This is a genomic window from Mastigocladopsis repens PCC 10914 (assembly GCF_000315565.1).
Classification (GTDB): domain Bacteria; phylum Cyanobacteriota; class Cyanobacteriia; order Cyanobacteriales; family Nostocaceae; genus Mastigocladopsis; species Mastigocladopsis repens.
In genome coordinates, this window is sequence record NZ_JH992901.1 from 5,423,066 (window position 1) to 5,439,417 (window position 16,352).

The window sequence follows — 16,352 nt, forward strand, 5'->3', positions numbered from 1 at the left end:
AAAGATCCAAGGCGAATTTCTGAACTACCATGTCTGCTAAGTCTGTCTCTGTACTCCCTTCCCCCAAAACTAGTCATATTCCGCAACAACCAAACTTCTCTATTCCACCGCTTTTAGGCGCTGGTTTGGAGGAGTTAACGGCTTGGGTGCATGATCAGGGACAACCAGCTTACAGGGGAAAGCAACTGCACGAGTGGATCTATCAAAAGGGAGTGCGTAGTCTCTCGGATATCTCTGTCTTCCCCAAACAGTGGCGTGCAGAACTTGCAGAAATTCCCATCGGGCGCTCAACTATACATTACCGCTCTGTTGCCCCCGATGGCACTGTTAAATATCTTTTACAACTAGCAGATGGTCAAATTGTTGAATGTGTGGGTATCCCCACAGAAAAGCGCCTGACAGTTTGCGTTTCTTCTCAAGTTGGTTGCCCAATGGCGTGTGATTTCTGCGCTACTGGTAAAGGAGGCTACAAGCGCAATCTTGCTCGCCATGAAATTGTCGATCAGGTGTTGACGGTTCAGGAAGATTTCCAGCAGCGAGTGAGCCATGTAGTGTTCATGGGGATGGGTGAACCGTTGTTGAATACAGATAATCTGATAGGAGCCATTAAATCTTTAAATAAAGATGTGGGTATTGGACAGCGCAACCTGACTGTCTCTACTGTTGGAATACGCGATCGCATTCGTCAATTTGCTCAACATCAGTTGCAAGTCACTCTTGCTGTGAGTCTCCATGCTCCCAACCAAGCACTGCGCGAACAACTCATTCCTAGCGCCCACTCCTATCCTATAGAAGATTTGCTTGCTGAATGTCGGGAGTATGTGGAAATGACTGGACGCCGCGTGAGTTTTGAATACATTCTTCTTGCTGGTGTCAACGATCTACCAAAACACGCATTAGAACTGGCGCAACGTCTACGGGGATTCCAAAGCCACGTCAATTTGATTCCTTACAATCCCATTACAGAAGCTGACTACAAACGCCCCAACCAAAACCAAATTCAAGCTTTTGTCAACGTCCTCAAGCAGCAAAAAATTGCAGTTAGTGTTCGCTACTCGCGTGGTTTAGAAGCTGATGCCGCTTGTGGACAACTTAGAGCAAGTAAAAAGTAAAAAGGCAAAAGAAAGATTTCTCTCCTACTTTTACCTTGTTACTTTTAACTTTTACCTTGTTGCATGAATACCTGGGGCATAAGCCTCAATCACTCTACCAGTACGCATACAACTAATCATTAAGTAGTCACAGATTGGGCATTGCGTGCGAGTCAGTTGACTTTGAGATAAATAGTGCCTTTCACCTTCGCTACCGCAGTTTGGGCAGCGAATTTTTTGTACTAACTGCATTTTCAAATCCTTGTTTTTCATGATTTTTTTGAAAAAACGCAAATTAAACCTGAAAATCTTTGAGATTAAAGGTATTTAACAAGTGATAAATTATTATCTCTTAAATTAACACATTTTCGAGTATTTATACTCAATTATGTTTTTTTATTATCCTCGTTTTTAGCTTTGCTGCTATCCAGCTAAAGATATATAAATTGTTTTTACTAATTCAAATCAAATTATAAATATCCTGATCCCAATGAATAAGCCTTTGAGATTAGCTAGTTTATAGTCATATCAACTTTGTATTTTATGTTAGCCGAAGCTATAGAAGCTTTCTCAAAGCGAGATATTGGCAACAAACAGGGAAAAGCCCAATAATTCTCGGATAATAGCAACTCTCATCCCCTTTTTATGTAGTTTTTATGCAGCTACGGCAACTCAGTTTGTTTTAAATGCTAAGTCTCTACTTTCAGAGCGTCTACTCTTTTCTAGAGAGTAAACCTCCGCAGACGAACTCCATAGGCCATTAGTATTAGCTCACAGGCGTATCTAAAAAGTATGAGTTAAAAACTAACTCTACCTTTAGTCTTAGTAAAAAAATATGAATTTTTAGCTTTTATTAATCTTTGTTTATTGTTAATAATGGGATGAAACTCTAATAATAAAATTTAAGGAAAAATTCAAATCATAGAGATTAGCGTGATCAACTACAGCAGATTGCAACTAAATGAAGTACAACGCGCTTTGTCTAAAAGCCAGGCACAGAGCCAATTTTACTCCTGACTTCTGACTCCTGACTCTTGACTCCTGACTCCTGACTTCTCACCTGTGTTCAAGAAGGATGGAAATAATCGTAAATTTCCTGCGCCAAACGCGGACCAATACCCGGAACTTCAGCAATCTGTGTGGGTGTCGCTTGCCGAATATAATCAACTGAGCGAAAATGCCCTAAAAGCTGCTTTTGTCGATGGTGTCCCAAGCCTGGAATTTCATCTAAACGCGATCGCTTCAATTTATCACTACGCTGTTGTCGGTGAAAACTCACGGCGAAACGATGCGCTTCATCTCGCAAGCGCCGCAAAAGTTGCACTCCGGGTTGTTCTGCGTCAGTTTCCAGTGGTTCGGACTCTCCCGGCAAAAAAATCTCTTCTCGCCGTTTTGCCAAACTCACAACTCGCAAATCTTCCAATAAATTCATGTCTTGCAAGACTGCGAAAACCGATGATAACTGACCTTTACCACCATCTATCATAACCAGGTCGGGCCAATCGGGATTTCCCACTCGCTGTAATTGCGGATCTTCCGCATACTTGCGAAAGCGACGCTGGATAACTTCAGCAAGAGAAGCAAAATCGTCTGAGTGTCCCGTTGTGACTGTGGGATTTTTAATTTTGTAATGGCGATAGTGCTGCTTGGCGGGTAAACCGTCAACAAACACGACTTGCGAAGCAACTGCATTTGAACCCTGGATGTGGGAAATGTCGTAACCTTCGATGCGGTGGGGTAAGTCGGGTAAATCGAGAATGGTAGCTAAATCGTGCATGGCTTCTTGATTGCGATCGCCCAATTTTTGCATTCTTTGCAATTCATACTGAGCATTTCGCTCCACCATCTCAATTAATTCTGCCTTGACTTGTCGCTGAGGATTCAAAATCGTGACTTTTCTTCCCTTGCGCCCAGTCAAAACATCCGCTAATATCTCCCCATCTGGCAATTCGTGCTGTACCAAAATCTCTGCGGGAATTTCCACCGAGTCAGCAGTTTGATAATGCTCCTCCAACACTCGTTGTAAGATAGCACCAGGTTCAGCATGAGCATCTGCGACGAAAGCAAGGCGTCCTACCAATTGCCCAGCGCGAATCTGGAATAATTGAATACAGGCGAGTTGTTCGTCCCCTGCAAGGGCGATCGCATCGCGGGACACTGTATCATCTGGTAAAGAGACTTTTTGGTCAGCAGTCAGCGACTTTAACCCAGCAATTTGGTCGCGAATGCGTGCTGCTGACTCAAAGTTCAGTTCTTCTGCTACTTTGTGCATTTGCTCGGTTAGGATGTCTATGAGTTCCTGAGTTCGACCTTGGAAAACCATCGCTATTTTTTGCACGATTTTGCGGTATTCCTCTGGTGAAATCAGCTTTTGACACACACCCGGACAGCGTCCCAAATCATAATTCAAGCAAGGACGGTCTTTGAACAGCGGTTGAGGACGTTGTCGCAAAGGGAAGATCCGCTTGCACAAGCGCAATATCTCCCGCAACAGCCGAGAATCGGTATAAGGTCCGTAGAATTTATCTTTTTCTTTCCCTAATTGACGTTTACGAGTGATAAAAATACGCGGATAATCTTCTGACCATGTAATGCAAACGTAAGGATATTTTTTATCATCCTTAAGCAGGACGTTGAAATAGGGTTGGTGCTGCTTAATGAGGTTTGCTTCCAGCGCCAAAGCTTCCGCTTCGGTATCGGTGACAATGAATTCAATTTCTGTCACCTGCTTAACCATCGTGGCGATACGTTCGCTTAGTCTTTGGGAGTCTCGGAAATAGGAACGAACACGCGATCGCAACTTCCGCGATTTACCTATATATATGATGCGATCGCTTCCATCCCGCATCAAATAAACTCCTGGTTCCGGCGGAATTTCTTGTAGTCGGCGCTCCAGGCGTTCTGGATCTTTGACTAGTGGTACTGTTTGAGCAGATGTTGTCACAACCAGTGTTTGGTAATTTTACAAATTTACCTATATCTATTTTAAGTAAATTTACTGTTATTTTTTCTTGATTTCACATTTTCCCAATGGGAAGTCACCTAGTTTGATTCTTTAGCTCTTAGTCAACAGTGAATTAGGGGTAATTTCCACACTCGTTTGATGTATTTACGTTTACATTCAAGATAGCTACCCTAAGTTAATTTTTCTTTTATAAACCACTTTATTTAAAATTTACTCTTGCTTCTTTTATTTATTTATCTTGCTTCATTTGCTTTTATCTTCTTACTTATTTAACAATATTTTCATTTTTCTATCTTATCAAAAATATCTACTTACTTATATGAAATTATTATACTTCCTGGTTTAGAAGCAGGAATATTACGAATATTCTCTAGCTACAAGTAAGCATAAAATCTTAAGAGGTTTAACGGATTTCTCCAAGGAACTTTATGATTTACATTCATGTTAAATGGATTAGATTTATTGATTATCGGAGTCAAGAATGAATTTACAAGAATTTGAGTCCCAGTATCGTAACAACATGGATGAAGCTCTAAATGAGCTACAAACAGCAATTCTGCTATTAGCGCAAGTACAAAATACGATTTCCCTGCTTGGCAGTTATGTACAAAGCCTAAGTCAAACTGTTGAAGAGTATATTAATACGCAAAACCTGGAATAATTGTATGCTTAGTAGAGTTTATAGTTGAAGACCAGCAAGCTCTTCTTCAATTGCTAGGATAAGATTCGTGAGATTGACGGGTTTAACAAAGTAGCGACAAGCCCCTAATCTCATGGCTCTTTCCTGATCTGCTTTGAAAGCAAAGGCTGAAACTACGATAACAGGTATCTTTGAAAGATCTGGTTTCTGCTGGATTTGTTCTAGTAGCGAATAACCATCAACATCCGGTAATTTTAAGTCTAGTAATATTAGTTCTGGTTTGAACTTATCTATGGTTCTAAAAAAATTAGAAGCTCCTGGCAAACTTTGAACAGAGTATCTACAGTATCTGAGATAATCACTCAGCAACATTCTATTGACATCATTGTCTTCAATTAGCAAAATTCGTCTAGTTGATTGTGAATGGACTTGCTGCTCTACAGTAAGTAATTTTGCTATCATTTCTACATAGAGTTTTAGGTTAAGAACCAATGATGATTACCAGAATCCAAAATTATTGGGCAGATATTTTGTTAAAGTAATACAAATTTGCCTTGTCTTCTTTATATAAAAATATGAAAAAACTAACTTTCAATAAAACAACACATATGTATAATAATATTAATCTAGAAGAGAAACTACGTCAAAACTTCCAACTTTCTTGAACCTAGCTTTAAATATTTGTATTGGTGGCTTAATTTTTAATAATTTACAAATTGTATTGTTAAATTACTTAATTTCTTAAATAAAAATTGATGTATAGGAGTTTTATATTATGTCAACTATAATAGGTTTATTGAGAAACGCCAACACAATTTGCGTCACGCCTTTCTAGAATTGGCGATTGCAAGGGAGTGCAGCACCCTCAAGCAGATGTTCGCCGCAGGTTTCTCAGTAACTCAAGGTATCAGCTATCATCACAAAAGCTAATTGTTCATTGTTGTAGACGCTCATAGAGCAATACGGTTCAGTTAAGGATTTTTGGTGAGATTCGGTGAGGTGTAGAGACGCGCCATGGCGCGTCTCTACATTGCCGTGCTGATAACTGTTTTGGTCTTATCTGAACGGTATTGGCCCATAGAGGGCGTCTACTGGTACAGTAAGCTGATAGCGACTTATGCCACGTTCGGCTCAACTAAATTTTCTGCCCCTTGAATGACTTTTGCCGATTCAATTTTGTCACCCGCCTTCAGTTCATCCAAAACCTCTTTTCCTTCAGTGACATAGCCAAAAACGGAGTAGCGACCATCCAACAAGTTGCGTCCTGCTGGAGTGAGTTCTGGTTCAAACAGGAAGAAGAATATTTGCGAAGAACCACCGTTCACTTCACGTTCAGGACGCGCCAGCGCCACAGCACCAAAAGCAGAGAAAGGCAGAACTGGTAAATCAGTGTAACGACCAGCATCCTCTAAGGTAATGCCGTAAGTAGGTTCTTTGTCGCCTTGAGCAAGAATTTCTAAGGGAACGGCACGGTATTTACCGGTTTTTGGGTCAATAAAACCCACATCCTTGCCTGGTGGATCTCCAGTTTGCAGGACGTAGGATTCTTCAGAACGGGTAAATTCTAAGCCGTTATAAAAACCCCGTTGCACCAAATCAACAAAATTCCCAGCGGTAACAGGGGCGCTATAGCCGTCTACAACAACGGTGAGATTGCCTTTGTTAGTTTTCACCTCCACAGTGGCACGACCTTTAAGTTGAGGTAAATTGCTGTATTCGGCTGGCACTTCAAAGGGAAATTCCTTCACCATTGACTGTTCTAGTTTGCCAACCAGACTCAGTAAATGGGTACGTTGCTCCCGAACTTGTTCTTTATCTTTGCTTTTAACGACTTCTTGCAGGGCATTCACACCGGATTTTAACTCAGCAATCACAGCCTCAGCCTGGGGTTGGCGTTCTTCTGGAACACTTGCTAGAAGTTGGGAGGGTTTATCGAGAATCCGCGATGCTTTACTAAGGTCTTTGGAAACAGCACCCCAGCGTCGATTTGCCCGCAGCTGGGTGGAGATGTCCTCTAAAGAAGCTTGCAGTTGCCGCACAGGTTTATTATCTATAGGGAGTGCGTACTGCAATAGAGATCTGCCGTCAGTAATAGCATTCCCGGCTGGTAGCGCGGCGCTACTAGCGGGAGTCCACCCAGCAGTACTTATTCCTAAAAATAGAGTTACCAGCAGTAGTGCAATTAGGCTGTTATTCAGCCAGGATTTCAATATTTTGAACATGGGATGGCTCAAACGCAGCATCAAACTCTTGACTGGGCGTAACCCAACAATAATCTTCCCACAGTACAGGAAGCACTTTCGCGCTTATATCAAGTTGCACTCATTAAAGACGTGTCCTCGCCTCAATTCCCTAATAATCGTCGCGCCTAAATAACCCCAACACCGGACCGAGAATCACACCAAACACAAAGCCGCCAATGTGTGCCCAGTAAGCAACTCCGCCTGTCTCCACACTCATGTTGGCAGCTGCTTGGAGGTTAGCAAGACCGGAGATGACATTTTGGATAAAGAAAATCCCAATGAGTAGCAGTGCAGGAACTCTAATTGTGGTAAAGAAAAAACCTAAAAAGACAAATGACATCACTCTTGCATGGGGAAAGCGAATGATGTAAGCACCTAAAACTCCAGAAATTGCACCGCTTGCCCCCAAGGATGGAATCGCAGAATTGATACCTATTACCCACTGACATAAGGCTGCTAGGGCACCGCAACCCAGATAAAAAATCAGGTATTTCAAATGACCTAAGCGGTCTTCAATGTTATTACCAAAAACCCAGAGAAACACCATATTTGAAATTAAGTGCCACCAACCGCCGTGCAAGAATTGCGATGTAAATAAAGTCGTCCACTCCCCAGCCAAGTTGTTAGTTAACTCTCGTGGTACTACGGCATACAGATGGAAAAACTGCTCTAATTGTGCATCTGGCAGACTAAGTTCATGAAAAAAAACTAAAACATTCATGCCAATCAACCCATAGGTAAGAAATGGGGTGATTCGTGTTGGGTTTTCGTCGTACAGGGGAAACACAGGTGTTTTTCCTCATCACTGATTAACTGCAATATATCTTGTGGGGCTGGCAGTTGCTAAATCAAAAGAAATTTCACCGACTGCTGTAAGCTGCAATGAGAAACCTATATTTGGCAAACTTCATAACAAACAAGTGCCAGCCCTATTCGTGGCACTTGCTTTGTACTAACTGTACCAAGGTTCTTCCCTTGGTTTGTCGCTAAATAACCCCAGCACTGGACCAAGAATTGCCCCAAATACAAAACCACCTGCATGTGCCCAGTAGGCGATACCGCCATTTTCCATGCCAATATTAGTAGGTGTTTCTAGACTGGCGACTCCGTATAAAGCTTGCTGGATAAACCAAAATCCCAGAAAGAAGAATGCTGGGACACGGAAGGTGGGGAAGAAAAACCCTAAGGGTATTACGCCGAGAATTTCCGCTTGGGGAAATCTCAGAATGTATGCCCCCATAACTCCAGCGATCGCACCACTAGCCCCTAAAGAAGGAATTGAAGACCCTTGTGAAAAGTACCACTGGGTTAGTGATGCCAAAACACCGCAACTTATGTAGAAAAACAAATATTTGATATGCCCCAATCTGTCTTCTACGTTGTTACCAAAAATCCATAGGAACAACATATTACCAGCCAGGTGCAGTAAACCACCATGCAAAAATTGGGAAGTAATCAAACTTACCCATTCAGGGACTGGCTGATGAACTGAAATCCCCGCAAAACTAGCAGTGAGTTCTCGTGGAACCACAGCCGCAAGGTGTAAAAATCCTTCTAATTGTTGCGGAGGCAGACTTGCTTCGTAAAGAAAAGCCAAGACATTGGCAGCAATCAGCCCATAAGTGACATAAGGCGTGATTGTTATAGGATTATCATCTCTGATAGGAACCACAGGCGTTTTTTCCGATTTTTGAGGAACCAGCCTCACACTACCTAATTTTTCATGTCGTTTCTTCTAACCTGTGGCAGGATTTAAAACAGTTTTGAGTGCAAAAAAAGAATACTCAGCACTAATAACTCTTCATCGCCCGTTGCATCTCACGCTGGTCTTGACGTTTTTTAATGTCTTCGCGCTTGTCATGGATTTTTTTACCTTTGGCAAGAGCTATACTGACTTTCACCCAGCCGCGCTTGAGGTACATCTTCAAGGGTACTAAAGTCAAACCCTGTTGTTCTACTTTGCCAATGAGTTTGCGAATTTGCTCGCGATGTAGTAGCAGCTTGCGCGTGCGGCGCGGTTCATGGTTGAAATACTGCCCACTAGCAGTGTACGGGGAGATATGCGCGTTAATCAGCCATACTTCGCCATCACGCAGTAAGGCATACCCATCTTGGAGATTAACCTTACCCGCACGAATTGACTTGACCTCGGTTCCTGTCAACTGAATACCAGCTTCGTAGGTTTCGAGAATTTCGTATAAATAACGGGCTTGACGATTGTCGCTAACAACTTTGTAACCTTCGTTCTTGTCACTCATCGAGAATTATACGTACGTCTAATGTGTTAGAAAAGATAGTTTATGAGAGATTGTGAATTATGTGTGGATATTAAACCGCCAGAAATGTTCAACTGAATTTCAGTGTTATCCTACTAATTTAGCTTTTTTGTACTGTTTTAGCTTGTTTGTATTGTTAATTAAACTTTTACAATAGTTGTAGCTTATTTAAAAACACTCATCTTCCTCTTCTACCTAATTGATGGTGTGTTCTAGAAAATCAAAAAATCTTAACAAATACAGACTCAGTATTTCTTTTCTATAAAAGTTGAGATAAGTTTGTACCTCTTGAGTGTGAGTCTATTAAATGCAGACTTTATAGCCGCAGAATGATTTTGTTTTTGTACAGATTGGGTAGAGTGGTGAGTGAACTCCAAAGGGTTGAGGAACTTAAATCATGAAACGTGAATTAACTAAAGTCATTGGCACCAGCGTTATTGCTCTAAGCATGGCATTGCCCTTCACTGTACCTGCTTCTGCTCAGACTACAACTGAATCCGGAGCTACCACTGCTCCTGGCACAACAACTGAAACAAGAACTGCTGATGACAATAATTTTGATTGGGGTTGGTTAGGATTACTTGGTTTGCTTGGTTTGGCTGGTTTGGCTGGTAGAAAGCGCAACGAAGAACCAACTCGCTATCGTGACCCCAATGCTGTTGGCACCACTGGCTACAGAGAATAATCCTAGTATCTAGTCAATGCGGACGAGATGAAACAACGAAAAGACGCAAAGCCTTAGACTGGATATCTAAGGCTTATATGTAGATATCTAAAGCTTAATTGTACGACCATCAAGCTAAGGACAGTCTAATGTAGCAAAGACTGTCCTTAACTATTGTAGACAAAAGTTAGCTAACTGTAGGTTCTGGGTTAGGAGAATTATATTCTCTGGCTCGACCTTGGGGTAAAGATTTGTAATAGCTGGCAACTAAGCCAACCATCAGCCACCATACAGTATTGACTTCAGGACGGAACCAGACAGTATCAACCAAATTGTGGGCAAGCGTACCTGCTAGGGCAGCGATCGCGCCAATTAGCCAAAATCCATCTGCACTTTTGAGTTCTCGTAACCGTCGCAGTTGTAGCAAAGCCGTATTAAATATCACAATCACCAACCACAAGAAACAGGCTAAACCAACAAAGCCAGTTTCAACAGCTATCTCCAAGAAAATTGAATAGGCGCTCAAAGCGCTGTAACGGGGAAGTTGATAAAGAGGGTAAATTTTATTAAAGGCATTGTGACCAGGTCCAATACCGAGAATTGGATAATCGTGAATCATTTGGAAAACAGCAGTCCACACATTCCTGCGATAGTTATTACTGCTATCTTTTCTATCAGCAAAAATACTGAAAACCCTTTCGCGTACTGGTTCAACAAACAGCACAGACAGCACCAATACCCCAGTCAAGCTAGCCAAAAGAATCAAAGGCAAACTAGTGCGCCAAAAAGGAGGCATTTGCACGCTCCACCAGTAGTACAGTAACCCTATTAAGATAAGAACTGCAACCACTAGCCCAATCCACCCCCCACGACTAAAAGTCAGAACCAGGCAGGAACCATTAACAACACACATGGTTAATGCCAATGCTTTCTTGAACCAGCTTTGCCATACAAAAATTGCGACTATGCTTAAAATCACCGCAGGCAGAAGATACCCAGCCAGCAAATTGGGATTGCCTAAATAACTGTAAACCCTTGTCGTCTTTGATAAAGTAGATGTTGGATCAACCCAAGTTGCCAGACTTGGCGCTCCAAAAAACCATTGCCGCAATCCATAGACGCTCACAATTAGGGATATGTGCAAGTACAGCGCAATTAGCCAAGAGCGAAAACGGGGCGACCTCAAAACCCTAGCACACAGGGCAAACAAGAGCAAATAGAGTGTGAAATTCCTCAAATCGGTCAACGCTGCCTTCTTCACAGGTGACAATGCTGTCGCTACGGTAGCAATTCCCCAATAAAGCAATATCAGCAAGTGAATGGGGGTAACATTTAGGGCATTTGGTGTTGTTTCATCTGATAAAGTTAACAGCAGCCAGAATCCTGCACAAGCTATCAGGAACAATCCCAATAGGTCATTGGGGACAAAAGGTGCAAAAGCATAGACCAGGCTGAGTAAAACAGCCGCTATTGTTTCTCCCCACTGCATCAATAGGCTGCTTTGCCGCCAGGAATGCAACAGCCCTACTAGAGAGCGGTGCAGGTAACTTGTGCCAAGATATTCTCTCAGAGGCAGATAGGATAAAGTGAATCGTTGCCAAACTAAATTCATAATACCAAGCTGTGATTAATTAGCATTCCCGCGTAGAACTTCGACTTAATGATAATCTGGGGATTTCCAAAAGTTCACAACGCAGGTTGCTTCTTATTATTCACTCATGGATAATTGCCATCAGCCATTGCTCATCATTTGAACAATTTGCCGTCGATGCTAATTGAACACAGCTACAGCGCAATTCAATTGGATGAAGTACAAATAGCCTACGGCACGGCTTACGCCTACATCTGTGTCCATCTGTGTCCATCTGTGGTTCTTTATTTCTTTTTGTACCTTACCCAGTTGCAAACCGCTGTAGTTTGTAGTCGGGCATCCACGCAAGTCAACCTGAGTCAGCCATCGCTCACGGCTTCTACTGTGCCCAAATTCAGTGGCAAACTCAGCACATAACGATATCCTGATTCTGATGAACCTTGAATAGCAATTTGTCCACCATGCAACTCTGCCAGATGACAGCTTAGTAACAGACCCAAGCTTTCACGAGAAAGATGACCATGCGGCTTAGTTGAATTTCCGCTTGACTTATCCAGTTTGGCTGATAAGTCCCCTGCTGGCTCTTGGTTCTCCAAATGACCATTATGACTTGAGATAGCACCTATGAGCTTGAGCAATGGTGGTGTATTACTGAGGCGAAAGTAGGGGTCAACTTCGGTGATACCGTCACCCAGCCAAGGATGTGATACCCAAATTGTGATGTTTAGTGTATCGTCTTTGTAAGAAACATGAATGCGAACAACACTACCTGTCGCAGAAAGCTGAATCACGCTGAAAACGAGGTGATACAAGATTTGTCGCACCTTGTCTTTATCTAAAGACCAAATGCGATTGCGCCCTGGTTCTACAGACAAGCGAATATCTTGTTCGCGGCGGTTGGCTGCTTCTTCTAAAGTATTGATAGCCTGTTGACAGAGCATTTCAATATCTACAGGAGCTAGATTTAACTCCGTCGGGTTTTCCTCCATTGTCCCCATCTCAGAAATTGCGTTGACTAACGAAAGTAAGTACCGACCGCTGTGTTGAATAATCTCTAGATATTCTCTCTGCTTAGTTGTCAAGGGACCATAAATCTCACGTCCCAACACACTAGCCATACCTAGCACAGATGTTAAAGGGGTACGTAACTCCTGAATAAGTTGTTCTAACAGTTCCAGTTTTAGTTGGTTGGTAGGAACTAACTCTTTTTGTAAAGTAGCTGGGCTAATTCTGATTTCACTAGTATTGACATCCTTGAGTGACCAGTTAGAAGCACTCCTAGGGATGTTGCTGCTTGGGTTTGCTTGCAACAGACGGTTACGCTCAAATTCACTCATGCTCCAACGAGCTATGATTTGTAACAATTCAATGTCTTTATTTGTAAAATCGCGTGGTTTTATATCCATGACTGCCAATGTACCCAAACAATGCCCTGAAGCATCAAACAGTGGCGCTCCCAAGTAAGCGCGAATGCCATAATCGTGAACCAACTTGCTATACGCGGAACTGTCTGCGCCAGTCAGGTTGTGTGTATCATTAATTACCAATGTTTGCCAACTCTCTACGACCTTGGTGCAAAAGGATTCCCAGCGTGGTAGTTCACGGCTTTGCGCCAGCTGATTCATTATTCCTCCTCGGAGCTTAGATAAGCCTACAGATGATTTGAACCAGTGGCGTTCTTGATCTACAAATCCCAAAATGCAAATTTGCGATTCCAAGAAGTGGGCAGCAGTTTGAGTCGCTTCTTCAAAAACTGGAATCGTCTCTAGTTGATGCAAACCAAAGTCAGACAATGCCTTGAGACGTTGTTGTTCTCTTGTTTCCTGGGAAGCCCAACTATCCTTTAGGGCAAACACTTTGTTTTCCGGCTCTACCATTGCCATCACTACCTTAATAATCTCTCGATACTGTGATTCATATAACCGCTTTTTTTGGGTTATTTACTATCCTTCAGGATTCCCCACTTTGATCTGGAATGAACAAGATGGAAGTAAAAATTTTTTCTCATGTAAGTTTTGAGATATCCCGGAAAATACTGTCCTCTCACTTCCGCTCTTTCATCAAGAGATTGGCTAGTGCTGAATCCCTTCTGGTCGCAATGACTTAGCGTTCTACTTGGAATAGGTGCAGGTAGTAGAGGATTCCACCTATTCGTAGGTAACTATTTTATGCTAGAAGCTATGACCTTGCTTCAACAAGTCATGACGCCAGTTATTTATGAAAATAATTCTGAGTTTTACGTTTTTATACCAGAGCGGCGTTAGTTTGGGATTGAATCTGGGTAACATAATTTTGCGAATAAACAGAAAACGTTTGCTCTGCTGATGTGTGGATAAGAAATTGTGCGTCTATACATCTGACATCTTATTTAGAATTGCATGAAAATTCATATTTACTGTTGCTATTTCTAGCAAGAAGTTAATCTTGCAAAATCAGTCATTCATAATTAACTTGGAAATAAAGAGAACAAGTTTCTCCAATTTTAAGTATTGAAAATTTAAGAAATTCCGACAGGGAGAACTGTTCAGCAATGCAAAACTAAAAAAAAGTCAAATACTAAGAAAAACAAGAGAAAAATTAATAGAAACTTTACTATTTCTTCATCAGAAATTTTTGCCTAATTTTTAGTAATTAGTCAAGAATAGATTAGCGACTTGAAAAAAGCATTTTGACATTAAAGACTAGGGGCTTGCCTAAGAATGAACAATATGACTATTAGGGTTCCTTTTGTAGACCTTAAGTTACAACACCAACCAATTCAAACTCAAATACAACAGGCAATCCAGACGGTAATAGAACGGGGGGATTTCGTTTTAGGGCAAGCACTGAAAGATTTTGAGGCAGCTTTTGCCGCAGCATCTGGTGCAGAATATGGAGTTGGTGTTGCCTCGGGAACTGATGCGATCGCTCTTGGTCTACAAGCCTGTCATGTTGGTCCTGGAGATGAGGTGATTTTGCCAGCAAACACCTTTGTTGCCACTTTGATTGGGGTGATACGTGCTGGGGCAAAACCAATTTTCGTAGATTGCGATCCACAAACAGCTTTAATTGATTTAGAAGCAGCAGCGCGGGCAGTGACGCCTCAAACCAAAGCGATTATTCCCGTGCATCTTTACGGTCAGATGGTATCACCACGGCAGTTGTTAGACTTTGCCGACGCTTTTAAAGTGCTGATTTTTGAAGATGCTGCACAAGCACACCTAGCCGAACGGGAAGGATATCGCGCTGGTTCAGTGGGAATAGCAGCAGCTTTTAGTTTCTATCCCAGCAAGAATTTGGGGGCATTCGGAGACGGAGGGATGTTAGTCACGCGAGATCCAGACGTCGCCCAAAAAATGTTACGCTTGCGGAATTACGGCGCAGCCCAAAAATATATTCACGTTGAATCAGGTACCAACAGCCGCTTAGACACAATGCAAGCAGCGGTGTTGCACCAGAAATTACCATATCTACCACAGTGGAATCGCGATCGCCTCAATGCTGCAGGGCAGTACGATATTGAACTAGCGCCCTTAGCATCAAGCGGGATGACTCCCATCCAAAACCACAGCGGTGAGGGACACGTTTATCATCTTTATGTCATTAGAGTAGATGATTCTTGTGCCGTACAACCACAGCAACTCCAAGAAGAACTCGCAGCAGCAGGAATTCAAACTGGCGTTCACTATCCAATTCCTTGTCATCTCCAACCAGCATTCACCCACCTAGGCTATCAAGTCGGGGACTTTCCCAATGCAGAAGTGCTGGCGAAGCAAATCTTATCCTTACCCATGTATCCTGGTTTGAGTCATAGCCAAGTCAAGGAAGTGGTGGCGGCGATTGCATCAAGCCTCAGTGCTGAACAAGATGCATTGAGTGTCCATTTGAAAAAATTATGAATGATAAATACTGAATTATGAATTAGAGTAATACTCATAAATTCATAATTCATAATTTATTTAAAAAAAGTCATGCAAATTCAGCGTCAATTTAAAAATACAAACACTTCACAATTGATTAGCCTAGCTATATTAGGTATTTTGCTGCTGCTTTATGCTCCTCTGTTGCTGCACTGGTGGGAAGGTTGGGTCAAAAAAAGTATCAGTATAGAACACGAATATTTTAGCCACGGTATTATTGGTCTACCGTTTGCTGGCTATCTATGCTGGATGAACCGAAAAAAGTGGCAAAGACTGCCAAATACTTCCCATCCCTTGGGAATTGTGTTGTTAGCTGTGGCAGGAATTTTTTATCTAAGCGGTGTCAGCGAGTGGGTCAACATTTCCTTTCCAGCTATGTTGGCAGGATTATGCCTATGGTTTAAGGGAATTCCTGGCTTAAAATTGCAAGGATTCCCCCTCATACTGGTGCTTTTAGCAACCCCAACATCAGTCCCCTACCTCATCACTCCCTACACGTTACCTCTCCAAAGTTTTATCGCGGGTACTGCTGGCTTCATACTTAGTCAACTTGGTATGCAAGTCATTGTCGATGGGATAAATATATACGTAGGAGGAAGAATTGTAGAAGTTGCGCCCTACTGTGCAGGGCTGAAAATGCTATTCACGACTCTCTACGTTGGCTTGATGCTACTTTATTGGACAGATGCATTGTCTTCCCGGCGCAAAAGTCTTTGGTTTTTATCTATTGCAGTCTTAATTAGCGTTTCCGCCAATATTGTTCGCAACACATTACTTTCCTTCTTTCATGGCACAGGACAAGAGGGGGCTTTTCATTGGCTGCATGATGGTTGGGGTGGAGACTTATATTCTGCTATTATGCTGCTTTCATTGGTGCCTACTTTGAATTGGATTGATAAATCTTTTTCAGAAGTTTCAGAAATTCAGCCCGAAGGTGAAGGTTAGGCAAGTGAAAATCTCTGATGATGTAGAGACGTTACAAT

The 16,352-nt window shown here is 42.2% G+C and carries 15 protein-coding genes; 6 read left to right on the forward strand and 9 right to left on the reverse strand.

The genetic code is table 11. The features are described 5' to 3' along the window. Positions 1-29: 29 nt before the first annotated feature. Positions 30-1,112, forward strand: coding sequence for a 23S rRNA (adenine(2503)-C(2))-methyltransferase RlmN (gene rlmN / locus MAS10914_RS0126110; protein ID WP_017318895.1), 1,083 nt, complete (start codon positions 30-32; stop codon positions 1,110-1,112). A 51-nt stretch (positions 1,113-1,163) separates the two neighbouring features. Here the strand turns inward: rlmN and MAS10914_RS35955 are convergent, their stop codons facing one another. Together MAS10914_RS35955 and uvrC are read right to left on the reverse strand one after the other, a co-directional pair. After that, the gene (locus tag MAS10914_RS35955) at positions 1,164-1,343 is read right to left on the reverse strand and encodes a replication restart DNA helicase PriA (protein ID WP_033366562.1); all 180 of its coding nucleotides are present in this window, start codon (positions 1,341-1,343) and stop codon (positions 1,164-1,166) included. A gap of 814 nt (positions 1,344-2,157) precedes the next feature. Further along, complete coding sequence (uvrC, locus tag MAS10914_RS0126115) at positions 2,158-4,035, reverse strand: excinuclease ABC subunit UvrC (RefSeq protein ID WP_017318897.1); 1,878 nt, start codon at positions 4,033-4,035, stop codon at positions 2,158-2,160. 502 nt (positions 4,036-4,537) lie between these two features. Here uvrC and MAS10914_RS0126120 point away from each other — a divergent pair. After that, complete coding sequence (locus tag MAS10914_RS0126120) at positions 4,538-4,717, forward strand: hypothetical protein (RefSeq protein WP_017318898.1); 180 nt, start codon at positions 4,538-4,540, stop codon at positions 4,715-4,717. Positions 4,718-4,735: 18 nt separating this feature from the next. Here the strand turns inward: MAS10914_RS0126120 and MAS10914_RS0126125 are convergent, their stop codons facing one another. From MAS10914_RS0126125 to smpB, 5 genes are all read right to left on the reverse strand, one after another. Beyond that, positions 4,736-5,158, reverse strand: a complete 423-nt coding sequence (locus MAS10914_RS0126125) for a response regulator (protein WP_026082827.1) — start codon at positions 5,156-5,158, stop codon at positions 4,736-4,738. A 653-nt stretch (positions 5,159-5,811) separates the two neighbouring features. After that, positions 5,812-6,918: a peptidylprolyl isomerase gene (locus tag MAS10914_RS0126130; protein ID WP_033366566.1), complete on the reverse strand. Its 1,107-nt coding sequence runs from the start codon at positions 6,916-6,918 to the stop codon at positions 5,812-5,814. A 130-nt stretch (positions 6,919-7,048) separates the two neighbouring features. Further along, the gene (locus tag MAS10914_RS0126135) at positions 7,049-7,726 is read right to left on the reverse strand and encodes a rhomboid family intramembrane serine protease (protein WP_017318901.1); all 678 of its coding nucleotides are present in this window, start codon (positions 7,724-7,726) and stop codon (positions 7,049-7,051) included. A gap of 165 nt (positions 7,727-7,891) precedes the next feature. After that, positions 7,892-8,611 (reverse strand): rhomboid family intramembrane serine protease, encoded by a 720-nt coding sequence (locus MAS10914_RS0126140; protein ID WP_026082828.1) that lies wholly within the window; start codon positions 8,609-8,611, stop codon positions 7,892-7,894. Between the two features lie 118 nt (positions 8,612-8,729). Continuing rightward, on the reverse strand, positions 8,730-9,197 hold the full coding sequence (smpB, locus tag MAS10914_RS0126145) for an SsrA-binding protein SmpB (RefSeq protein ID WP_017318903.1): 468 nt from the start codon (positions 9,195-9,197) through the stop codon (positions 8,730-8,732). A 415-nt stretch (positions 9,198-9,612) separates the two neighbouring features. Here smpB and MAS10914_RS0126150 point away from each other — a divergent pair, with 415 nt between their 5' ends. Next, the gene (locus tag MAS10914_RS0126150; RefSeq protein ID WP_017318904.1) at positions 9,613-9,900 is read left to right on the forward strand and encodes a WGxxGxxG family protein; all 288 of its coding nucleotides are present in this window, start codon (positions 9,613-9,615) and stop codon (positions 9,898-9,900) included. Between the two features lie 166 nt (positions 9,901-10,066). On the opposite strand, the gene MAS10914_RS0126155 is transcribed toward MAS10914_RS0126150, so the two are convergent. Next, positions 10,067-11,491, reverse strand: coding sequence for an IctB family putative bicarbonate transporter (locus MAS10914_RS0126155; protein WP_017318905.1), 1,425 nt, complete (start codon positions 11,489-11,491; stop codon positions 10,067-10,069). 114 nt (positions 11,492-11,605) lie between these two features. On the opposite strand from MAS10914_RS0126155, the gene MAS10914_RS35960 reads away from it, so the two are divergent. Next, on the forward strand, positions 11,606-11,887 hold the full coding sequence (locus MAS10914_RS35960; protein ID WP_232224238.1) for a hypothetical protein: 282 nt from the start codon (positions 11,606-11,608) through the stop codon (positions 11,885-11,887). Here MAS10914_RS35960 and MAS10914_RS0126160 read toward each other — a convergent pair. Further along, positions 11,830-13,347, reverse strand: coding sequence for a GAF domain-containing sensor histidine kinase (locus MAS10914_RS0126160; RefSeq protein ID WP_026082829.1), 1,518 nt, complete (start codon positions 13,345-13,347; stop codon positions 11,830-11,832). The genes MAS10914_RS35960 and MAS10914_RS0126160 overlap by 58 nt on opposite strands. An 831-nt stretch (positions 13,348-14,178) precedes the next feature. Here MAS10914_RS0126160 and MAS10914_RS0126170 point away from each other — a divergent pair. Together MAS10914_RS0126170 and crtB are read left to right on the forward strand one after the other, a co-directional pair. Further along, entirely contained in the window at positions 14,179-15,348 is a 1,170-nt protein-coding gene (locus tag MAS10914_RS0126170) for a DegT/DnrJ/EryC1/StrS family aminotransferase (RefSeq protein WP_017318908.1), read from the forward strand. 72 nt (positions 15,349-15,420) lie between these two features. Beyond that, positions 15,421-16,314 carry a cyanoexosortase B gene (gene crtB / locus MAS10914_RS0126175; protein WP_017318909.1) on the forward strand — a complete coding sequence of 298 codons (894 nt, stop codon included), beginning with the start codon at positions 15,421-15,423 and terminating at the stop codon, positions 16,312-16,314. Positions 16,315-16,352: the final 38 nt, after the last annotated feature.